The following is a 22345-nucleotide window of genomic DNA, read 5'->3' on the forward strand; positions in this document are numbered from 1 at the left end:
TTCGCGGGCAAGCCCGCTCCCACAGGTACAGCGCAGCCTTTGAAACCTGTGCGATTTCTGTGGGAGCGGGCTTGCCCGCGAAGAAGCCACCACTGTTTATCCTGCCTCAAAGAATGCCCGCGCCATCTCCACAAACGCCCCGAGCACCGGGTTTGGATTATCCCGGCAAAACGCCAGGAATATCTCCGCCTGCTGCTCCATCCCCACCAGCGGCCTGAACACCACCTGCTCCAGCCTCAACGCCTGCGCCGAGGCCGGCACCACCGCACACCCCAGCCCCACATTGACCAACCCGAGAATCGAGTGCGTCTGCCCCAAGCGGTGCTGATAGCGCGGCTGCACCTGGTGCGTGGCGAACAGGTTGGCGATGCGGTCATGCAGGTACCGCCCTTCGCCGGCGCTGTACATCACGAACGGCTGGCCATGGAAATCGCTGGGCGTGATCCGTTCACGAAGCGCCAGCGGGTGCCCGGCCGGCAGCGCCGCCACGAACGGCTCGCGGTGGATCGGCAGGTACTCCACCCGTGCGCTGGGCAGCACCTGGCGCACCAGGCCGATGTCGATCAGGCTCGCTTCCAGGTCGTGCACCTGGGTGCTGGAAACGCTCTCGCTGAGCACCAGCTCGATGTCCGGCAGGGTGTGCCCGGCGTGCACCAGCAAGCGCGGGATCATGCTGTAGGCCCCCACGGCGGTGAAACCCAGGGTCAGCCGGCCTGCTTCGCCGTGGGCGATGCGCCGCGCCGAATGGCTGGCGGTTTCGGCAATGTGCAGGATGCGCCGGGCATCTTCCAGAAAGCTTTGCCCGGCCAGGGTCAGACGTGCCTGGCGGTTGTTGCGCTCCAGCAACAACACCCCCAGCGAATGCTCCAGCAGCTGAATTTGCCGGCTCAACGGCGGCTGGGTCATGTGCAGGCGGGTGGCGGCGCGGCCGAAGTGCAGCTCTTCGGCGACGGCGACGAAGCAGCGCAGCTGGTGCAGCTCCATGATTCAATTCCTGAATTATTCGATCCAGCATCTATATTAGACCTGTATCAAATGCCGGCCTAGCATCGACTCATGTCTTCGAACTGCCGGATGTCCACGATGAACGACCACGCCATCGATGTGTTGCTGACCCAGCCAGTGCCCGAGGCAATCGATGCCCGGCTGGCCAGCACCTACCAGGTGCATCGCCTGTACCAGCACGCCAACCCGCAAGCGCTGCTCGACGAGGTAGGCCCGCGCATTCGCGCTGTGGTCACCGGCGGTGCCAAGGGCTTGTCCAACGCGCTGATGGACCAGCTGCCACAGCTTGAAATCATCGCCATCAGCGGCATCGGCACCGACGCGGTAGACCTGCACCACGCCGCCCGCCGTGGCATCTACGTCACCACCACGCCGGGCGTGCTCACCGCCGATGTGGCCGACCTGGCCATGGGGCTGATCATCAACACCCTGCGGCGCATGGGGGAGGGTGAGCGGCTGGTACGCGATGGCCTGTGGGGCACGGTCAACCTGCCACTGGCGCGCCAGGTCAGCGGTATTGCGCTGGGCATCGTTGGCCTGGGCGAGGTCGGCAAGGCCATCGCCCGCCGCGCCGCTGCCTTCGACATGCGCATTGCCTACAACGGGCGCCGTGAGCAGCCCCACACCGGCTACCGCTATGAGCCTGACCTGGTGGCGCTGGCGCGCTCGGTGGATGTGCTGGTGGTGGCCGCCTCGGCCGATGGCGGGCAGGTGCTGGTGACGCGCGAAGTGCTCGATGCGCTGGGGCCGCAGGGCTATTTGATCAATGTGGCGCGCGGCAAGTTGGTCGATGAGCTGGCGCTGGAAGCCGCCCTGCGTGAACAGCGCATTGCCGGGGCCGGGCTGGATGTGTTCGTCGATGAGCCGCATGTGCCGCCAGCGCTGCGCGACCTGAACCAGGTGAGCCTGCAGCCGCATCGCGGTAGCGCCACGCTGCAGACCCGCTTGGCGATGGGGCGCATGGTGTTGAGCAACCTTGAAGCCTGCTTCAGCGGCGAGGTGCCGCCAAACCAGGTCTCCCTGTAGGAGCGGGCTTGCCCCGCGAAGAGGCCGGCACAACCACCACAACGCCCAACCACCACAGGCCCAAGGGCCACACCTTCTCTGTACAAGAACAATCGCTTCCACCGAGAAGCAAGAGGGTCCACATGAACAGCAAATCCGCCGTCGCCGCACCGCAGGCCATGGCCGGGACCGGCCGTCATCGTTTCCAGGTCCTGGCACTGATTTTCGTCATCACCGTCATCAACTTCGCCGACCGTTCCACCTTGTCGATCACCGGCACCGAGGTGCTCAAAAGCCTCAACCTCGACCCGGTCATGCTCGGCATGATCTTCTCCGCCTTTGCCTGGGCCTACGCCCTTGGCCAGGTGCCAGGCGGCATGCTGCTCGACCGCTTCGGCGCCCGCCGGGTATATGGCACCAGCCTGATCCTCTGGTCGCTGTTCACCTTGCTGCAGGGCACGGTGGGCTGGATGGGCCTGGCCGGGGTGTCGGCGGCGGTGGCGCTGTTCTCCATGCGCTTCATGCTTGGCCTGGTGGAGTCGCCGGCGTTTCCGGCCAACTCGCGCATCGTCAGCTGCTGGTTCCCGACCCGCGAGCGCGGCACCGCCTCGGCGCTGTTCAATTCGGCGCAGTACATGGCGGTGGTGGTGTTCGCCCCGTTGATGGCGTGGATGACCCATGCCCTGAGCTGGGAGCAGGTGTTCATCTGGATGGGCGTACTCGGCCTTGCCCTGAGCGTGCTGTGGTTCCGCCTGTATCACGAGCCGCACAGTGCACCTGGGTTGAGCCGGGAAGAGCTGGACTACATGCGTGAAGGTGGCGCGCTGGTGGACCTGGAGAAGGAACGCAAAAGCGCCAAGAGCAAGCCGACCCGCGCCGAGGTGATGCAGCTGTTCACCAGCCGCAACCTGTGGGCGATCTACCTGGGCCAATACTGCATCACCGCGCTGACATACTTCTTCATCACTTGGTTCCCGATCTACCTGATCAAGGGCCGTGGCATGAGCATCATGGAAGCCGGCTGGGTTGCCGCGTTGCCGGCCATCTGCGGCTTCAGCGGCGGGGTGCTCGGGGGCTTCGTTTCCGATTACCTGATCCGCCGTGGCGTGCACCCGTCCAAGGCACGCAAGACCCCGTTCATCATCGGCATGGCGTTGTCCACCAGCCTGGTGTTGGCCAACTACGTGGACGGTAATGCGGCAGTGATCGCCTTGATGACCCTGGCCTTCTTCGGCAAGGGCCTGGCGGCGGTGGGCTGGGCGGTATTGTCGGATGTGGCGCCGAAGAAGATGGTCGGCCTGTGCGGTGGCGTGTTCAACGGCATCGGCAATACCGCGGGCATCGTGACCCCGTTGGTGATTGGTTACGTGGTGGCGAGTACGGGCTCGTTCCACAACGCACTCTGGTTCGTGGCCGCCCATGGTGTGCTGGGGATCTTCGCTTACCTGTTGCTGGCCAGGCGCTTCGAGCGAACCGGGCAGGCGTAGGCAGACGCCTTGGCAGCAGAGGCCTCGGGAAACCGGGGCTTTTTTATTCGGCTGGCTTAAGCGGCGCACACCCCTCCCTGTAGGAGCGAGCGCAGCTCGCGAAGCGCCGCACAGGCGGCGCTCGATCTCACAGGCGCAGAAAGCATCAAGGCAAGCACCTGTAAGCCTCCACACCGGCTACTGCTTCACAGGCCCCGATTCGATGCCATCCAGAATCGCCTCAACCAACCCCTCGGCCATCTCGACCGCATGCAGGCTGGACAGGCTGTTTGGCAACAATCGGAAAAAGTCAGCGGGTGTTCGCCGAAGAATATGTGTCGCCTGTGCGACCGAGCGCCGCCCGCGCGGCGCATCGCAGGCAAGCCTGCTCCTACATCTGTTTCGGGCCAATGTTCATGTGACCACCGCGCGCGAGCCCTTCGCGCTTGGCGCGATATCGCGTCTTGCCAACAAGACGGCTGTGCGCGCCAGGCACAGAGGTAACTGGCCCGAAACAGACGGAGCAAGCGCAGCGCGCGAAGCGCCCCCCAAGTTGAGCCCAAGCAAGGGATGCGCTAATACTGCAGCAACTACAACACGACCAGGCCCACGGATGCGCCGGAGTGGCCTGGCAGGAGTCCTTGCTGCCATGTTCATTCGCCAGCTCAACTACCTGGTCGCCCTGGCCCGGGAAAAACACTTCGGCCGCGCCGCCCAGGCCTGCCATGTTTCGCAGCCGGCGTTGTCCGGCGCCATTCGCAGCATCGAGGAAGAACTGGGCATCGTCATCGTCCAGCGCGGCCGGCGCTTCGAGGGCTTTACCCAGGATGGCGAGCGGGTGCTGGCCTGGGCCCGGCGGGTGTTGGCCGACTGCGAAGGGTTGCGCCAGGATGCCCGTGCCGATGAAGGCGACCCAGTGGGCACCTTGCGTCTGGGGGTGATTCCGGCAGCCTTGCCGCTGGCGCCACTGCTGACCCAGCGCTGCCTGGCGCGCTTTCCACGCATGCGCCATGAAATCCACACGCTGTCGGCCCAGGAGATCCAGCGCAAGCTCGATACCTTCGAGCTGGACCTGGGCCTGAGCTACCTGGACGACCAGCCATTGGCGGCCTGCTCGGTGCGCACGGTGTTTCGCGAGCGCTATGTACTGGTGGCCGCCGGGGAGGGCAGTTTCGACGGTGACCAACCGATGAGCTGGGAAGCGGCGGCGCACCTGCCGTTGTGCCTGCTGGCGGCGAAGATGCAGTGCCGGCAGGGGATCGATGCGATGTTCCAGCGCCAGGGGCTGGCGGTTGAGCCGCGGGTGGAAACCGATTCGCTGACGGCGCTGTGTGCCCATGTGCGGCATTCGGGGTTGTTCAGCATTCTCCCGCACAGCGTGCTGTGCCAGGCGGACGGGCCGCTGGCGGCGCGGGTGCTGGTGCCGGAGCTGAGCCGCGAGATGGGCTTGCTGGTGCGTGACGAGGCGGTGCGCAGCCCGTTGCTGGCGGCGGCGTTGAGGGAATTGGAGAGCCTGGACTTGCAAGGCTGGGCGGATCGGGTGCTGCCTTGACAGGGGTGCTGGCAGTGCTGGCCTCTTCGCGGGGCAAGCCCGCTCCTACAGGGCCAACACAACCCCTGTAGGAGCGGGCTTGCCCCGCGAAGAGGCCGGCACAGGTTCACCGAGGTTTCGAACCCCAGCGCCAACCCTGGCTGATCACCAACAGCACCAGCACCCCCGCCAAGGTCGGCATCACCAGGAAATCCCACCCCGGCTGCGCCAGGAAGATGATCACCGGGTTGCTCCCCGCTGGCGGGTGCACGGTGTCGGTGGCCAGCATCAGCATCAATGCCAGCGCACCCGCCAGGGCCATGAAGTACCAGTCCGTTCCACCGTAATGCAGCACCAGCAACCCCACGGTGGTGGACAGCAAGTGCCCGCCGATCAGGTTGCGTGGCCGCGAAAACGGCCCGTCCGGGAAGCCGAACAGCAGCACGCAGGAGGCGCCGAACGAACCCATCACCCAAGCGTTGCCGCTGTAGTGGGCGAGGGCGCCGAGCGCACCGAGGCCTGCGAGCGAGCCGAGGCCGGCCAGCAGGATCACTGCTGGACGGCGCCGGGCCAAGCTGCTGCTGGCAGTGGTCGAGGCCGTCATGCTCAACGCTTGAAGCGCGCGGCTTCTTCGGAACCGCCGGTGGCGTTGCCGGCACTGTACGAGTGCGCGCCGACGCCCGCCAGTTCGCCACCCTGGACGATCAGGTACTCGTCGCGGATCGGCCGGTTGTCGAAGTAGCACTCAAGAATTTCACGGGTGCCGGCGGCATAGCGCGCCTGGGCCGACAGGGTGGTGCCGGAGATGTGCGGCGTCATGCCATGGTGCGGCATGTGCCGCCATGGATGGTCGGCCGGGGCCGGTTGCGGGAACCACACGTCACCGGCGTAGCCGGCCAGCTGGCCGCTTTCCAGGGCGCCGGCGATGGCATTGCGGTCGCACAGCTTGCCGCGCGCGGTGTTGATCAGGTAGGCGCCACGCTTGAAGTACTTCAGCGTGTCGGCGTTGATCATGTGCTCGGTTTCTGGGTGCAGCGGGCAGTTCAGGGTGACCACGTCGCACACCTTGGCCAGGCTTTCCAGGGTGCTGTGGTAGGTCAGGTTGAGCTCGCGCTCGACGCTCTCGGGCAGGCGGTGGCGGTCCATGTAGTGCAGCTTGACGTCGAACGGCTTGAGCAGGCGCAGCACGCGCAGGCCGATGCGGCCGGCGGCCACGGTGCCGACGTTCATGCCTTCGAGGTCGTAGGCGCGGGCCACGCAGTCGGCGATGTTCCAGCCGCCCTTGACCACCCAGTTGTAGGACGGAATGTAGTTGCGCACCAGGCCCAGAATCATCATCACGACGTGCTCGGCCACGCTGTGGCTGTTGCAGTAGGTGACTTCGGCGACGGTGATGCCACGTTCCATGGCCGCCTGCAGGTCGGTGTGGTCCGAGCCGATGCCGGCGGTGACGATCATCTTCAGCTTGGGCGCCTTGGCGATGCGCTCGGCGGTCATGTAGGCCGGCCAGAATGGCTGCGAGATGACGATTTCGGCGTCGTGCAGCTCGCGGTCCAGCACGCTGTCGGCGCCGTCCTTGCTGGAGGTCACCACCAGTTGGTGGCCGTTGCTTTCCAGGTACTTGCGCAGGCCCAGTTCGCCGCCAACGCTGCCCAGCAGCTGGCCGGGCTTGAAGTCGATGGCCTTGGGCGTGGGCAGGCTCTGCCCGTCGGGGTAGCGCTCCAGCACCGGCAGGTCGTCGCGGGCATAGCTTTGCGGGTAACCGGTTACCGGGTCGTCGTAGAGCACACACACAATCTTGGCCATCTTCTTCTCCTTGGATTTGGCGAGCGGCGCAGGGTGGCCGCTGGCGCCGATGGTTCACCAGGAGGGCAAAGGCGGGCCAATCGTTTGATCGGATGGTGAGATAGGCGGTGGTTATCAACCCGGTGTTCGCCACGCCGCACAGATTCCAAATGCTGTGCGGTCCCTGTAGGAGCGGGCTTGCCCGCGAAAGGGCCGGCCCTGGCAACACACATCCAGATGAAAAACAAAAGCCCCAGGTGGCTCGGTGACGCGATCGAGCATGCCATTCACGACATCTGGCGCGAATGGAAATGCCCTGTCGTGATCGAACAGTTCCGAGGCGTTCTCGTGTAATTACCCACAGCCTCGCGGGGCTTAAATGAAGCCCGAACCGCTCCGGCAATGTGCACTGTGATGCGTGCCAAAGATCAACAACAGCACGCCTGCATCCTGTCGACTTATTGATTTAAAAGGAGATATTTTCGCCTACGCCTGCCCGTCCATCCTTGTGTCAGCAAAAAGAGAACAACATCAATGAACACCGTGGGATCTGATGGCAACCTTGCACAAGGTTTCAAGCCACGTCATGTAACGATGCTGTCCATCGCCGGCATCATCGGCGCAGGACTTTTCGTAGGTTCCGGCCATGCCATCGCGGCCGCCGGGCCCGCCACCATAATTTCTTACTTCGTGGCCGGAACCCTGGTGGTGCTGGTCATGCGCATGCTCGGCGAAATGGCCGTAGCGCACCCGGATACCGGATCGTTCTCCACCTATGCCGACCAGGCCATCGGCCGCTGGGCCGGCTACACCATCGGCTGGTTGTACTGGTGGTTCTGGGTGCTGGTGATCCCCATCGAGGCGCTGGCAGCAGGGCACGTGCTCAACGCCTGGTTCCCCGACATTCCAGGCTGGATCTTCGCCCTGGCCTCGGTGCTGTTGCTGGCCTGCACCAACCTGTTCAGCGTGGCCAAGTACGGCGAGTTCGAGTTCTGGTTCGCCATTCTCAAGGTCACGGCGATTCTTGGCTTCATCGGCCTGGGTTTCGCCGCCTTGATGGGCTGGCTGCCCAACCGTGAAGTCAGCGGCTTGAGCGGGCTGATTGCCGAGCACGGCGGCTTTGCGCCGAAGGGCTGGGCGGCGGTGGTCGGTGCCTTCATCACCGTGATGTTCAGCTTCATCGGCACCGAGGCGGTGACCATCGCGGCGTCCGAGTCCAGCGACCCGTCGCGCAACATCGCCAAGGCCACGCGCTCGGTGATCTGGCGCATCAGCACGTTCTACATCCTGTCGATCTTCGTGATCATTTCCGTGGTGCCGTGGAACGACCCGCAGCTGGCGGTGGTGGGTTCCTACCAGCGGGCACTGGAAATCATGAACATCCCCAACGCGGCATTCATGGTCGACCTGGTGGTGCTGGTGGCGGTGACCAGCTGCATGAACTCGTCGATCTACATTGCCTCGCGGATGATGTATTCGCTGGCCAAGCGCGGCGATGCACCGGCCATGCTCAAGGGCACCTCCAAGGTCGGCGTGCCGCGTGCGGCGGTGTTCGGCAGCACCCTGATCGGCGCGGCCATCGCCATCCTCAACTACTTCGCACCCAAGGGCGTGTTCGAGTTCCTGCTGGCCAGCTCCGGCGCCATCGCGTTGCTGGTGTACCTGGTCATCGCCATCTCCCAGCTGCGCATGCGCCGCCGCCTGGAGCGCGAGAACACCGAGTTGAAGTTCCGCATGTGGCTGTTCCCGTACCTGACCTGGGCGGTGATCATCTTCATCGCCGCTGCGCTGGCGGTGATGATGTACACGCCGGAGCACCGCATGGAAGTGAGTTCGACCTTGGGCCTGGCGATCGTGATTTCCTTCCTTGGAATCGTCACCTCGCGGGGCCATGCGCAAGCGGTGGGGGCGCGGTCGATGGGGTGATTGAGTTCACCTTGCAACAAGGCAAAGGGCACCTGTGGATGGGTGCCCTTTGTTTTTTTGGCCCTCCGATGGCCGGCAAATGGGCTGTGTTATGGCTTTTTTCGATTATTCTTCCCTCGCCCCGAAACGCCTGCATCTGTAGCCGGTCGGAGGCTGGGGCGTTTTTTCTGATCGCACTTGAGCCGGTTTCAACGTAAGGATACGCGCATGACCAAGATCAAACTCATTCTGCCGATGCTGGCCGCTGCAGCGATGGCGGGGTGTGTAACCACTGAGCGGATGCCCGATGGCACCACCAAGGTTCGTTTTTCCGATGAAGCAGTCAGTTCGCTGACGTCGATAATGCCCAGCGGCCTTGTCACCGGGGCTGCCAATGGTTCGAGTGGGGGAGGGTTGAACTTGCTGCCGACCAAAAGCCAGGCCGGCAGTGGGTTGTACCTGTATTTCGACGGCCGGTATGACTTCAATTGTGCCAGTGCCCTGCTGTACAGCGCGAAGTCCGGCAAAGAGCTGGACAAGAATACCAATGACTCCTGCCGCGATCGTTATTTCCTGCGCCAGTCGGAGTTGAAGCTGGCGGGCAATGCCTATGACAGGGCCGCGCCTTCCTATGATGTGCGCAATCCGCCGGATGCATACTGGTCCAAATTGAAAGCGCAAACCGTTGGCCAGTTGGCTAGCACTCAGCAATTCGCCGCGCGATTTACCGCCATGCCTCGGCTCGATAGCCAAGGCAACATCACGATGACCGCAGGGTTCATGGGTGAAGGTGGTGGGCAGCATGTAGCGCTGGTGACTACACCCCATCGCATTCCGGTTGTGATGGAGGATGCCGGGTTCGCGGCGCAAGTGCGCTCGAATGCCGCCAAACGCAACTCGGAGTTCGGTAACTGGACTACATGCGATGCAGTGCTGGTCTACAGCTCTACCGTTGATCGAGGCCGGCGCCCGGCAAACATCATCGCCAGTGAATACTTGCAGTACGAGGTTCGGTTCACGGTTTCCTCGATGTCGTGTAAGGATGGTATGCACTCCTACAAAAGCGTTTCGCAGACTGCGGCACGCTGATCACTCTCTCGGCAAGCACTTTGCGGCGAGTTGAGCCTTGGCGCAGGTGCTGGCTTGGGTGCAGGTAGATCGATCAGCCTGGCGGCTCGCTGCAGCGAGCCGGCCTTGCCTGTGCAGGCAGTGCTTGTGGGGCATGGGGCACTTCATCTACTCATACGCAAGCTGATTTTCTACGTAAGGATACGCGCATGAACAAGTTCAAACTCCTTCTGGCCGTGCTGGCTGCCGTCGCGATGGCGGGGTGTGTAACCACTGAGCGGATGCCCGATGGCACCACCAAGGTTCGCTTTTCGGATGAAACGGCAAGTTCCCTGAGGTCGCTGGTGCCCGGTAGTGTCGCTACCGGTATGGCGGGTGGGGCGGGTAGTAGTGGGCTGGACCTGATGCCCACCAGAAGCCCGCTTAACAGTGGCCAGTTCCTGTATTTCGCCGGCCAGTACGACTATGAGTGCGCGGCTGCGTTGCTCTACAGCGCGAAATCCAGCCAGCCGATGGACACGCAAACCAGCAATACCTGCCGTGACCGCTACTTCAGCAGGCAACAGGCCCTCAAGATGGCTGGCAAGCCCTACAACAGGGCCGCTCCTGCTTACGATGCAGCCAATCCGCCGCAAGCCTACTGGGTACAGATGACGGGGCAAACCATCAGCCAGCTGGCGGGGGCTGAGCAGTTCGCGACCCGTTTCACCGGGCTGCCGCGCGTGGATAGCAATGGCCAGATCACCATGGTGGTGGGCTTCCTCGGCGCAGGCCGGGGGCAGGATGTGGCCTTGGCGACGACGCCATTGCGTACCCCGGTCGTGATCAACGATGCCGGCTTCGAGGCGCAGATGCGCTCGAAGGCCGCGAGGCTCAATACCAAGGTCGGCGACATGAGCACCTGCGATGCGGTGCTGGCCTACAATGGCGCTGTCGACAAGGGGCGTAAGCCTGCGAACGTTTCAGCGCGGGACTATTCCCGTTATGAAGTGCGATTCACGGTGGCGTCCATGGGGTGCAAGAACAGCCTGTACGAGTTCAAGAGCGCTTCGCAGCAGGCTGCGCGCTAGGGCGAGAGGCGGCAAGCTTCAATGCTTCAGTGGTGCTGGGGTATGACACGCAAAAATAAATGAGGTGTTTTCTCATTCTCGTTCGGCATGTAGAAAAGGCCGAAGTACAGGCCAGTCTGCCGACCCCTTTACGGAGCGAGAAAATGAGTTCTACCCCGGTTCCACTGCGCCATCCCTTGAACCGCGCCTTGCACGGCGCCTTCCTGGGCCTGGTAGTCAGCAGCTACGCGCTGCCGTCGCTGGCGCAACCGTCGAGTGCCGACCAAAGCCGCCAACTCCAGCAATGGAATATCCCAGGCGGCCCACTGCAGCCGGCGCTCGACCGCTTTGCACGCCAGGCCGGGATCAGCCTGTCGTTCGATGCGCAGAACGTGGCCGGGCGCACTACCGCAGGGGTGCAGGGCGCGCTGGACACCTCGACCGCACTGCAAGCGCTTTTGCAGGGAACCGGCTTGCAGTCCGAGCAGCAAGGGCCTGGCGCCTACCTGGTGCTGCCGCAGCCCCAGCCCCAGCCCCAAGCCCCACTGGAGCTGGGGGCGACCGAGGACTACCGGCTTGCACCGGTGATCATCAATGCCAAGGTCAAGGCCAGCGCTGACGACGACCTGAACTCGGTGGTCGCCCAGGAGCTGTGGGTGGGCGGCAAGGTGGCGACCAGCATCCGTAACACGCCGGCGTCCGTTTCCGTGGTCACCCGCAAGGAGATGGAACAGCGCAGCGTCAGCACCACCGAAGAGGCGCTGCAGTACACCCCGGGCGTGGTCAGCGACTTCTATGGCTCGGACGACCGTAACGACTACTTCCAGATCCGCGGCTTCCAGGCCACCACCTACCGCGACGGCCTGACCCTGAGCTCGATGCGTGGCGTGCGCGAAGACCCGTATGCCTATGAGCGCATCGAAATTCTGCGCGGCGCCAACTCCACCCTGTTCGGCCCGGCCGACCCGGGTGGCTCGGTGAACTTCGTGACCAAGCAGCCGCGCTTCGAAAAATTCGGCCAGGGTTACGTCACCTACGGCTCCTACAACCATGCCGAAACCGGCATCGACGTGGGCGATTCGCTGAACGAAGAGCAAACCCTGGCCGGCCGCTTCACCGCCAAGATGCAGAACAGCGACCGCGAGTACGACCACTCCCAGGACGATAACCGCTTCGTGATGGGCGGCCTGACCTGGGCACCGACCGACTACACCTCGGCCACGGTGATCCTCGACTACCTGAAGACCAACAGCTCGCCCAACAGCGGCGGCTACCCGCTGGACAAGGAATACGACCGCAGCGACTTCTTCGGCGAGCCCAGCTACAACTTCCATGATGTAGAGCGCACCAGCCTCAGCGGCAACATCACCCACGACTTCGACAACGGCTTCGTGCTGCGCGGCAACCTGCGCTACAGCGAGCTGAGCGACGACTTCGGCTACGTCTACCTGAGCGACAGCGCCTCGCGCGTGGGCACCGTCATCCCGCGCTACGTGTTCGGCACCGACAGCGATGCCGACCAGCTCAACGGCAACCTGATGCTGCAGTACGATGCCCAGTTCGAGCACGTCGACAGCAGCACCCTGGTGGGCGTCGAATACCTCGACTCCACCACCAAGCAAAGCTCGGTGTACAGCCTGGCGCCGTCCATCGACATCGCCCACCCGGTGTACACCGGCGTTCCGGGTGGCGTTACGCCGTATACCCGCAAGAAGAACGACGCGACCACCAAGGCGGTGTTCCTGCAGCAGAACCTGTCGTTCTACGACCGCTTGATCGCAACGGCCGGCGTGCGCAACGACTCCATGGACCTGTCCAGCACCGAATATGTCGGCGGCCCGACCAAGCAGAGCGACAACTTCTCTGAAACCTCCTACCGCGGCGCGCTGACTTACATCGTCAACGACGAGGTATCCACCTACGTGAGCATGGTGGAATCGGTTTCCCCGCCGCAGGTAGGCGTGACCCCGCAGACCGGCCGGCAGTACGAAGTGGGCGTGAAGTACTCGCCGCTGGGCATGGACGCACTGTTCTCTGCTGCCGTGTATGACCTGACCCAACAAAACGTGACCATCGCCGTGGTGCTGCCGAGCGGCATTATCGAGCAGCAAACCGTGGGCGAGTCCCATGCCCGCGGCCTGGACCTGGAAGGCAAGGCGCAGATCACCCCGAACCTGAGCCTGATCGGTGCGTACTCCTACATGGAAACCGAGGTACTGCGCGGCTCGCTGTACAACGGCACGTCGCTCAAGGGCAAGGAGTTCACCGTGGCGCCCAAGCACACCGCGTCGCTGTGGAGCTACTACGACATTCCTGCCACCGACGTAAGCGTCGGCCTGGGTGCGCGGTATGTGGGTGGGTACTACATGGATGCTGCCAACACCAAGAAAAGCGACGGCACCACGTTGTTCGATGCGGCGTTGAACTACAAGATTGCCAAGGGTACAGACCTGGCCCTGAACGTCAGCAACCTGTTCGACGAGCAGCATGTAGTGGGTTCCGGCACAGCGAACTACTACAACCCAGGCCGTGAAGTGACCGCGAAACTCAGCTACAGCTGGTAACTTTCGCGCCACTCGGTTCAACAGGCTTACCCCAACCTGGTAGGAGCGAGCGCAGCTCGCGATGGGGCGCACAGCGGCCCCAAATTTTCAGTCCCACGCACGTGATGCTGGGGCTGCTTTGCAGCCCATCGCGAGCTGCGCTCGCTCCTACCAGGCCCACCGTAACCAGATGAAAACGGCTTCCCTGTAGGAGCGGGCTTGCCCGCGAACACCGGCAAAGCCGGTGCCATCCACTCCAGTGCCTATTCCCCCGCCTTAGCCGCCCGCGCCACTTCCTTGGCAACCGCCGAAGTCACCGCCCCCGACCCCGGCACATAGTTAGTCACCGTCGACGTCACCGTGCTGGTGACATTGCGCGTATAGGCCGCGACCTCCACCCCACTACGCACATGCGCAGAAACCGTCTGTGGCGTGATGACCGTGCGTGTAATCGTAGAGCTCACCGCCTTAAACAAATTCGCCAAGCTGGAGAAGATCGAAATCACCATCAGCACCGCAAAAGGAATCGCCAGCCACATCACGCTCAGCTTGAACAACGCTTCGCGCAGCGGCAGCCGGTTGAGCTGCCGGCAGTAGGCGAGGGCGGCCACGGTGTAGACAGCGGCGAACGCGATCACCGCTGCTGCGTCCTTCACGTTAAGGAAGCTGTGCGCGCACAGGAGGCCATAGATGCCAAAGCTGGTGATGATGTCTGGCGTCAGGGCCTTCAACCCTTCCAACGCCTTGGCGATGTTGTAGAACACGAAGGCCAGCAGAATCAGCCAGCCAATGACGGGGATGGCGACCAGGGCCATGACCAGAAGCGCCAACAGCACACCGCCGATGATGTCGTGGTGCAGGTCGCGGTAGATGATGTAGTAGACGAAGTAGGCGAAGGAAAACAGGCAGGCCAGGCCGACCGCCAGAACAGCGCCGTCGGGGGGCATCAGGAAACTGATGGCGCCGAGGAGCATCATGATGGCGAAGGTTAGGGTTCCGCTGGTGGTCATTGGGGGGCGTCCTTGTTGATGGTGGCGGCGCTGCATGCGGCGAAATCCACGAAGGGCGCTACTTTAGCCAAGGTCAATTACGGGTGCTATGGCTAATGGCCATCTTGTTGGCGGTGGGGTAGCGCGCTGGCTCCCTGGCCAGGACGTTGATCTGGCATCATCGGAGCTGACTGCTGCTGGCCTCATTGATCCCGGCAGTGCTCATGGACGACACGTCAGCGCCAAAAAGGACTCGGAATGTTTGAAGTTTTACTGCTCGTTTTCGCGTTTCTCGTAGCCCCCGCGATCTTGGGGCATCTCAGCCATCTTCAGACGCAGCCCCACAAATTCATCTGGTATCAGCGCCGCTACATACGCATAAGGCGCTGGGAGAAGCGTCAGTACGCGATGTGGGTGTTTATCGCCTCAATGGCTGTGCTGTACGCAGCAGCCTTCTGGAAAAGGGGCGGAATGCCCATCGAACTCCGTACCTTTATCATTATTGCGGCAGTCACTTTAGTCACAGCCACGGCGTACCTTTACTGTTATTTCGAAAAGCTGATCGCATTTCTCAAGCCGTTATTGCCCTGGAAGGCACTATTCGGTTTGCTCGCCATAGGCATTGCAGCCGTCTCGAAGATTCTTTCTGACCAGATGATCGCTGAGCTTACCGGGCTGCCCGCGCGCGACCTACCCGGCGCCCAGCTTGCGCTGACTCTGGTGATCACCCCGATGGTCTGGTTCTCTGCTTTCGCCATGGTGCTGGGCCTGGCGGCTGCTGGGTTGACCATTGTGCTGCAGCTGTATGCCATGGTGCGCGACTACCTGAGCATGCGTAAGAAGCGCAAGCACGACAGCTTGTATGATTGGGTTGCGGTGTGTGCGCTGTTTATTGGGGGGCTATTGGCGCTGACGCTTGCGATTAAATTGGCAGATAAGCAGACGTATGCAGGGCCTGTGCGGGAAGCGATTGTGTTTGGGGCGTTTCATTTACCGCCGTCGTATTGTGGATTGCCAGGTTTTAGAGGGGCGAAGGTGGCGGTGCTGCATGATGAGGTTGGGGCGATTGCTTTGCCGGATGAGGGGGAGGGGTATCGGTTTGAGCAGGTGGTTTGTGTGCCGGTGGTGAAAGGAGTAGAGGAACTGAGGGGTGTTGGTGGGCCGGGGTAATTTGAATTAGGTTGTTAAAATATTGATTATGGTGGGAATTCCGGTTTTGATTTTTGAGCTGGAATACCGATTGGAATACTGCGAAAAGTATTCTTGGCCTATCGATGGCCAGATCGGTCGCCCGCTGTCGGGCGACCCCTGTTCCAAGCACAGCCACTGAGCTGAGGCACTGAACGTGCCGAGCGGGTTGAGGCAGTCTCGCAGATTATCTCGGTTGACGCTGCGAAGAGCTAAGTATTAGTACTTCATCAACCACGGCTGCAGGTCCTGGAGGTTGCTCACCACCAATTGCTGGGCCTCAGGCAGTATTGCCATGTTCCGGTGGTCGATCTGATACCGCTGTAGCACATACTTCACCAGTGCCCGGCGGCTGGAGACCACCAACTGTCCCTCCGTCATTCCGAAGTCGGTTTCGATAATTGCCTTCTGCGCCGCGTTCAACCGCCAATCAGGCTCGAAGATGATTGGCACCTCTATATTCCAATCTTCGTCCTGCTCGCGGGTGTTTGGCGACGCGTCCAGCAAGTCTGGCTGCCCCCGCAGGCGGCTGAGGACAAAGTCCCGGTACTGGCCGTTCTTTTCGCAGTAGGCCCGCACGTGCCAGCGCATTCCGGTGTACACCAGTGTGTGCGGTGCGATCAGGCGCACTTCAACGTTTGGGGTGTTGAAGGACACGTATTCGGTTTCCAGGCGCAGGCCTTCACGGCAGGCCTTGAGCAAGGGGCGCAGCACCTCTGGCCGAATGGGGCGATCAGGTACTTCCAGCACCCGGGTGTGCGCATAAGCCAGTGCCAGCCCGTCGATGTGCGGGGCGCGCTCATTGTTCTGGTACAGCAGGTGCAAATAGGCGCTGGCGCTGTTGTCGATGAACAGCGGCTCGAACTGCTCGCTCGGTACATAGCCCTTGATCTGCTTGTCATACGTCAAGTTTTCGGGCGCATGTTCGGTGATGTAGGTATTGATGTCCTTCGACGCCTGCTGACGGCTGATGCCAAAGCTCTGTATCAGGTGCCCCGTGGTCAGCCGGCCTTCCCACCAGGCAACGGTCTCGATCAACCGATAGCGAAGTGCCAGGTCCCAGCGTACCTGCTCAATAGATTGCTTGCGTTTCATACCCTCTCCATGTGCGCGATTACTTTACCTGTATAAGTCTACATTCTAGACGTGTAATTTTGAATTACATATCTTTGGCTGGTCTTCGGAATACATCGAGGGCAGCAAAGGACATGAGCATGACTATGCCGGAAGTGGTTGCGACGGGTGCATTGGTAGCGATGGGGATCATCCTGTTGGTGCTGATTCAGCAGGGGTTGAAGCTGGGCGAACTTGGGAAAAAGGTGGAGCATTGGCAGCGGGATTTGCGCTGGTTGCAGATTTGGGAGATGGAGAACCGTGAGCTGCGCTCGGCGTTGCGGGCAGAGCGGGAGCATGTGGCGCAGTTGCGGCGCAAGGTGGAGTTGCTGCAGGGGTTGGTACCGGTTGCGCAGTAATGCTTGGTAGCGTTCTACAGGAGTAGGCATTCATGCCGATAAAGCCAAAGCCCTTCACGCTGCAGTGTGAAGACTGCAACTGGAAGAAGACCATCGCTCCGCGCAGCGATGCATTGATGCCGGGGGAGTGGCTCGTAGTGTGCCCGCGGTGCGGTAGTACTGATCTGAAGATGCGCGTAGCGGGATGGCTCGAGGCTGCTGTGGCGGAGGTTTTGGCGCGGCGGGGGCGTTAGCGGGACGGCGGGCAGTTTTGATTAGCAAGCGCCCGCCGCATTCTGCAGCGGGCACCGGAAGTGGGTCAGTTTATTCGCTTGAATTCCGCGTCGATAGCTTCAGCTTCTTCGCGCCATGCCTTGAAGCGTTGCTGACGTACACGGCTTTCATCGACATTGACCTGCAGTTCCTGTCGGCGGGTGTTGAGCAGCAGGTAGTCTGGGAAGAACTGCTCCTTGAAACGCTCCGAGTTAACGACGGCAAGGAAGTCCTGACGCTGCTGCTCGAAATTGTTAACCATCTCTGCAACTGACTTCTTGAAGGCTTCTTCGCGCTTGTACTGTTCCCAGCTATCCCAGGCTTCAATGGCCACCCCGATGAAGGCCAGCGCCCCGTTGGCGCCTTTGGCAAACTTTACGGCGCCCCACGGTTTGAACTTCAGATACTTTCCGATATCCATGCCAACCGTCTTGGCAATGGTAGTGAGCCCATCACGCGCAGCCAGTACCGTGGTGTTGTTGATCAGGTTGCCTTTGAGCACATGGTTGATGCCCTGCTTGCCCAGTGCCTTGACGGTGGTATTGAAGTGGTTGACCTCGCTATCGAAGCCCACTTGCATCTTTTCGACCTCAAGCGTGATCGACTGCGTCTGGCGGCTGAACTCGTTTTGCAGGCGGGTGGAGACGATGATGCCTTCTGCGCCGACCTCGCGCTCGAAAAAGTCACCGAAGGTTTCTAGGCTGGAACCCTTGGCCTGCAGGATCAGATCAGAGAAATAGCGCGTGGCAAAGTTGCGCAGGTTAATGCGCGCCTCTTCGATTTGCTGATCGGTCACTGCCAGTTGATTGACCAGGCGAGTGTTGAGCTCATCAAGCCTGGCAACCTCTTGGGCAACCTTTTCGTCGTTCTCGATGGCAACAGGTAGTTGGTTGTTGAGCACGTCACGGATCACGCTGGCGTGCATCTCTTTTGCCAGTGCGGCGCCGCCGCCATTCTGCTGGATCTTGCCAGTGGTGGCCGCCTGCAGGGTAGCAATATGCGACAGCTCCTTGAACTGTCCAAGGTTGGCCAGCCAGTGCTCCACGCCCATGTCGAAGGGGTTGGCGGCCACTGCAACGATAGACAGTTCGGCCGCCTCCTTCTCAGTCAGCTCGATCTGTTCGCGAAGGCGGCCTGCCACATTGTTGCGCTTGACCTGCAGGTTGGACTGGTAATCCTGCTCATCCTCTACATCAGCCACCTCATCGAAACGGCTAAGAACGAAAATGGTGCGGGGTAGCAAATCAAGAGTGCGGAACAACCAGGTCAGGTCATCCTTGTGGCTTTCCTTGACGGGGTTGGTCGAGTTCATCACGTACAGCACCAGGTGTGATTCGCTCACGTACTTTTTGGTGATGTCCTTGTACTTCTCGACGGTGTGCGTTTCGGTATTTTCCTGCTGCTTGAAACCGAACAGCCCGGGGGTGTCGATCAGTACGAAGTCTTCACCGACCTCGTAGACTTTCACCTCATTGGATGACTCCTGATGGCTGATCTTCATGCTGGACCTGTCCAGCTTTTCCATCCAGGCCGCCGCGATGGAGGTCTTTCCCTCAGAGAAGCCGCCAATCAGCGCAACCTTGAGTTTCTCATCCGACATGCTGTTGATGACATTCTGCAGCTTGCTGATCAAAGCAGGATCGATCGGGATGCCGGCCTGCTCACCCTGCCCGAGAAAGTCTTGCAGCCTGTCGAGCAATGTCAGCGCGCTTGTCTGTTGCGCCTTAAATGTCTTGAGCGTGTTTTCCATTACAGATTTCCTGCGATTTCAATTTGACGGGAGAGAACTTTCAGGCGGTTTGTCGAGCGAGACAGCGTGTTTACCTGATTGGCAGCCTGTCTGGCGGGTGCTTCAAGGGCGAGGTCGAGTTGCTCAATGGTCCCCTGCATATCGCTCAGTGCCGCGTCCAGGCTTGCCTCCAGCGATTCGCGCAGTTGTTCAATAGCACTGCGTAGGTTTTTATCAAGCGCCTGGCGTTGTTGGGACTTTTTGAAGTCTTTGTCGATTGCACTCCATAGCGCTTTGCCGACCGCGATCAGGAAAGTAAGTGCAGCGCCCCCGGCGACCCACAGGCTGGCCCCGCCAGTGAACGGTGCCGCGGCGATGCCTACAAGACTGGCCAGTAGCCCCGCAACCTTGATGCCGTTGTCGATCTTGATGTTGAGGCTGAAGCGCTCGTTGAAGCGCATGCTGCCCAGTTTTGCGTAGCTTGCGGTCAGCTCCTGGGCATGCTTCTCGAAGCGTTTCAGAATATCTTCGGCCGCCTTCTGGAATTTGCCGACCTCGGTATGAACCGCCTGTGGCAGTTCTTTACCCAGCGATTTCTGTTGGGTTTCAAGCTCGTCGGTCAGTGTGCTTTTGAACTCGTCATTGCTGATATTGGTTTCGATCTTCGCATAGACGTTGTTACGTACGTTGCTGGCGAATTGGTCAATCAAGGTTTCGCCGCAGGATTCCAGGCGCTTTCTCAGTGCCTGGAAGCTGCTGCTCAGCTGGCTTTTTGCACTTTGCTCTTCTTGCGAGAGCTTACGCGACAGCGCGCTCAGAGTTTGCTGAACACCTGAAAGCGTCGAGGTGGTCTGGTTGAGCGCGTCATTGGCCTTGTTGAAGTTGGCCCTGATGATCTTGGTATTGCTGTTGAGGATCAGGCGATCGCCCAGCAGTTGCAGGAATGCGCGCAGGCGGGACTTTTCCAGCAACTCGTCGGCGCCGAAGTCGTCAAGCATCTTGCTGCGTCGTTTGGCATTCTGCGAGCCCGGCGCGAGGTGATCGGTCGAGGCGAGGAATGCCGGCAGCGCGCTGAGCGGGAACATCTCTTGGTAGTGTTTGCCAAGCTGCTCGCTCATCTTCTCGTCAAGGCCGGCAAGGCTGATGCTTTCGTCGTCGGAGATCAGTGGTCGGTTGGCTAGAGAGTGTTTAGGGTTGGTGATCTTCTTGTTGAACAGTGTCCAAACTTCTGTCTGCGCTCCCAGGTGCTGCTTGATCTTCTCCAGCGTGCCTTGGTGTTGGCCATCGCCCGTTTGTGGAGGTGCGGGCTGGTTGGTGACATAGAACACGGCGTGAGCGGTTTGCACGGCCTTTTCTATCTCGTTGAGCACCAAGCCTTCCTTGCCCTCGATACCCGGGACATCCAGCAGTGCGAATGGCCGACCGTCCAGCTCGAACTCATAGCGCTTCGTCTCTCGGGTGTAGTCGGCCTGGCCGTCTCCGATGATTTCACCGTCGGCATGCACCTGCAGTTGTGCCACCAAGTTCGCCAGCTGGCTTTCATTCTCCAGACGTTGCTGCACCATCGCCTGCTGATGCTGCGTCGCTTGCGCCTGTTGGGTGGCAAGTGCCGTACAGGCCTGGTCACGTGCTGTCGTTATTTCACCCAGTTGCCGTTCCAGTGCGACGCGTTCCTGCTCTGCCTTCTGCCGCTCAGTGCTCAGTGTCGCAGTAGCGCTGTCGCGTGCCTGAGTGGTTTCGGCTAGTGAAGCCGTAGCGGCATTCAGTTCGAGCTCTTCCGGCATTTTTCTGAACAGGCTCAAGAGCGACTGCCATAGTGAAGCGGTGCTTTTACGTGTGGCGAGAAGCGTATGCAGGCGGGTTACGGCCGCAAGGGCGTCCTTATGTGCCTGCTCATGTTGTTCAAGCTCGCTGCCCAGACGCTGAGTCAACTCGCCGGACCGGACATTAGCCTGGTCGAGGGCGCTCCGGGCTTCACTAAATGGCTGTTCGAACTGCTGCATTGTGGCATTGAGCTGTTGCGTCAGTTCGCCAAGTCGCGCTTCGACTTGCTCGATATCCTGATGCAGCCGCTGCAGGTTTTCTTCCGTCATCCCATACTCTGTGCGCAGCTTGCGAAACGCCTGCTGGCTGGCTCGCTTGCTAGGTTCCTGAAGCAGGATGCGCAGGGTTTCGATAAGGGTTGACTTGCCTGCGCCGGTTTCGCCGTAGAAGGCAATGGTGAAGGTGTTCCACTCGGCATTCTTCTCCAGTTCGGCGAGCCGCTCATACAAGGCTTTGCGATGTTGCTCAAGCCGCTGGAGTGCTTCTTCACGTGCCTGGTTCAACGCGATGTCATCGGAGGGGTGTCTCAGTTCTGCGATGATGAGTGCCAGCTCGTCGTTGATTTGCTGGTAAACGTCACTTGGGCTGTTCAGTTCAAGTTTCATGTTATGAGCTTTGGCAGTTTGCGCGGACGTGGGGGTTGGCATTATGGCCTCTGCAGGTGCTTGGGCAGGCTCTGGTGAGGGGGGTAAGAACACCTTGAAGCGTGTTTCGGTCAGTACCTCAGCGAGCCGCTCCCAGTAATCGGTGTGACCAAAGTCGCTCATCTCGATGCATTCGAAGTGTTCGACCTCGTTACGCCCCAGGCAGGTTTCTCCCACGTTTAGCAGCAGGGTCTTGTCTGCCTTCGAATAGGCATTGATCAGTCGCCCCTGAAGCAGGCCACGCATCTTGCGGGCTTCAATGGCTGTGACCTCGACGGCTGCGGCCATTAGCAGCACATCGTTGATAGCCAGTTGTTGCCTGCTCGAAAAGTTCTTGAGGCTGCTGATGACCAGCCGGCCGCCAAGCGAGTGGCCAATCAGGTTGATGGTCTTGATCTGCGGGTGGTTGCTGAGCAGGTACTGCTGAAGCTGTTCGAGCAATACCGCGCCCATGCTTTCCGCGCGTGCGCGGGCCTGAGTGAAATTACCCATCCGATCCTTGGCGATCGAGCCCACAAGGCCTAGAGACCCCACGGGGGCACCGGTGAACGCCGCGCCGGTGTTCAGACCCGCAGCGGCAAGCTTCCAGGCTGAGGATTTGTCGAACCGCAAGATGTGATTCGAAGGCCAGAACGCGAAGATGTTGGTGAAGTGCTTTAGCTGCTCAGGGATCCTGTCGAGTAGGAGTTGCTTGTCTTCGTCGCTATGCCCGGCGCTGTAGCCGTGGATGAAGACGTTGGCTTCTGTATTGCTGGTGCTGGCAGACCGTGCGCTCCGGAAGTGGAATGATTGGGGCATGGGGGCTATTCCCTATCCACGGTGATGCTACTTTTCGGGCAGCGCTTGTGAGGAAAAGTGGTGTGGGCGCTTTGCAGACGGGGGCGGCCAGG

16 protein-coding genes are annotated in these 22345 nt (G+C 61.0%); 9 read left to right on the plus strand and 7 right to left on the minus strand.

The window, feature by feature from the left end; translation table 11 throughout:
- Positions 1–96 precede the first annotated feature (96 nt).
- Positions 97–984 carry a LysR substrate-binding domain-containing protein gene (locus tag F3J45_RS26805; protein ID WP_167070183.1) on the minus strand — a complete coding sequence of 296 codons (888 nt, stop codon included), beginning with the start codon at positions 982–984 and terminating at the stop codon, positions 97–99.
- A 99-nt stretch (positions 985–1083) separates the two neighbouring features.
- Between F3J45_RS26805 and F3J45_RS26810 the strand changes: the two genes are divergently transcribed.
- The 3 genes from F3J45_RS26810 to F3J45_RS26820 all read left to right on the plus strand — a co-directional run bounded on the left by F3J45_RS26810 (position 1084) and on the right by F3J45_RS26820 (position 5028).
- Entirely contained in the window at positions 1084–2031 is a 948-nt protein-coding gene (locus tag F3J45_RS26810) for a 2-hydroxyacid dehydrogenase (protein WP_167070185.1), read from the plus strand.
- Between the two features lie 122 nt (positions 2032–2153).
- Positions 2154–3497: an MFS transporter gene (locus F3J45_RS26815; RefSeq protein ID WP_167070188.1), complete on the plus strand. Its 1344-nt coding sequence runs from the start codon at positions 2154–2156 to the stop codon at positions 3495–3497.
- Positions 3498–4125: 628 nt separating this feature from the next.
- Complete coding sequence (locus F3J45_RS26820) at positions 4126–5028, plus strand: LysR family transcriptional regulator (RefSeq protein WP_167070190.1); 903 nt, start codon at positions 4126–4128, stop codon at positions 5026–5028.
- A gap of 106 nt (positions 5029–5134) precedes the next feature.
- On the opposite strand, the gene F3J45_RS26825 is transcribed toward F3J45_RS26820, so the two are convergent.
- Both F3J45_RS26825 and F3J45_RS26830 read right to left on the minus strand, forming a co-directional pair.
- Positions 5135–5611 carry an HPP family protein gene (locus tag F3J45_RS26825; RefSeq protein ID WP_167070192.1) on the minus strand — a complete coding sequence of 159 codons (477 nt, stop codon included), beginning with the start codon at positions 5609–5611 and terminating at the stop codon, positions 5135–5137.
- A gap of 2 nt (positions 5612–5613) precedes the next feature.
- Complete coding sequence (locus tag F3J45_RS26830) at positions 5614–6813, minus strand: NAD-dependent formate dehydrogenase (RefSeq protein ID WP_167070194.1); 1200 nt, start codon at positions 6811–6813, stop codon at positions 5614–5616.
- 513 nt (positions 6814–7326) lie between these two features.
- Between F3J45_RS26830 and gabP the strand changes: the two genes are divergently transcribed.
- The 4 genes from gabP to F3J45_RS26850 all read left to right on the plus strand — a co-directional run bounded on the left by gabP (position 7327) and on the right by F3J45_RS26850 (position 13378).
- Positions 7327–8718 (plus strand): GABA permease, encoded by a 1392-nt coding sequence (gene gabP, locus F3J45_RS26835; protein ID WP_167070196.1) that lies wholly within the window; start codon positions 7327–7329, stop codon positions 8716–8718.
- Positions 8719–8925: 207 nt separating this feature from the next.
- Positions 8926–9786 carry a hypothetical protein gene (locus tag F3J45_RS26840; RefSeq protein WP_167070198.1) on the plus strand — a complete coding sequence of 287 codons (861 nt, stop codon included), beginning with the start codon at positions 8926–8928 and terminating at the stop codon, positions 9784–9786.
- Positions 9787–9974: 188 nt separating this feature from the next.
- The gene (locus tag F3J45_RS26845) at positions 9975–10835 is read left to right on the plus strand and encodes a hypothetical protein (protein WP_167070200.1); all 861 of its coding nucleotides are present in this window, start codon (positions 9975–9977) and stop codon (positions 10833–10835) included.
- 143 nt (positions 10836–10978) lie between these two features.
- Positions 10979–13378, plus strand: coding sequence for a TonB-dependent siderophore receptor (locus tag F3J45_RS26850; protein WP_167070202.1), 2400 nt, complete (start codon positions 10979–10981; stop codon positions 13376–13378).
- 242 nt (positions 13379–13620) lie between these two features.
- Here the strand turns inward: F3J45_RS26850 and F3J45_RS26855 are convergent, their stop codons facing one another.
- The gene (locus F3J45_RS26855; protein ID WP_167070204.1) at positions 13621–14367 is read right to left on the minus strand and encodes a hypothetical protein; all 747 of its coding nucleotides are present in this window, start codon (positions 14365–14367) and stop codon (positions 13621–13623) included.
- A gap of 237 nt (positions 14368–14604) precedes the next feature.
- Here F3J45_RS26855 and F3J45_RS26860 point away from each other — a divergent pair, with 237 nt between their 5' ends.
- Positions 14605–15516 carry a hypothetical protein gene (locus tag F3J45_RS26860; protein WP_167070206.1) on the plus strand — a complete coding sequence of 304 codons (912 nt, stop codon included), beginning with the start codon at positions 14605–14607 and terminating at the stop codon, positions 15514–15516.
- A gap of 237 nt (positions 15517–15753) precedes the next feature.
- On the opposite strand, the gene F3J45_RS26865 is transcribed toward F3J45_RS26860, so the two are convergent.
- Positions 15754–16629: a WYL domain-containing protein gene (locus tag F3J45_RS26865; protein WP_054573621.1), complete on the minus strand. Its 876-nt coding sequence runs from the start codon at positions 16627–16629 to the stop codon at positions 15754–15756.
- A 119-nt stretch (positions 16630–16748) separates the two neighbouring features.
- Between F3J45_RS26865 and F3J45_RS26870 the strand changes: the two genes are divergently transcribed.
- Complete coding sequence (locus F3J45_RS26870) at positions 16749–17006, plus strand: hypothetical protein (protein WP_167070208.1); 258 nt, start codon at positions 16749–16751, stop codon at positions 17004–17006.
- A 298-nt stretch (positions 17007–17304) separates the two neighbouring features.
- On the opposite strand, the gene F3J45_RS26875 is transcribed toward F3J45_RS26870, so the two are convergent.
- Positions 17305–19008 (minus strand): LeoA/HP0731 family dynamin-like GTPase, encoded by a 1704-nt coding sequence (locus F3J45_RS26875; protein WP_167070210.1) that lies wholly within the window; start codon positions 19006–19008, stop codon positions 17305–17307.
- Positions 19008–22253, minus strand: a complete 3246-nt coding sequence (locus F3J45_RS26880; protein WP_167070212.1) for a DUF726 domain-containing protein — start codon at positions 22251–22253, stop codon at positions 19008–19010. Before F3J45_RS26880 ends, F3J45_RS26875 begins: the two co-directional genes overlap by 1 nt.
- Positions 22254–22345: the final 92 nt, after the last annotated feature.

The sequence above is a fragment of the Pantoea sp. Ap-967 genome (genome assembly GCF_011752565.1).
Lineage (GTDB): Bacteria > Pseudomonadota > Gammaproteobacteria > Pseudomonadales > Pseudomonadaceae > Aquipseudomonas.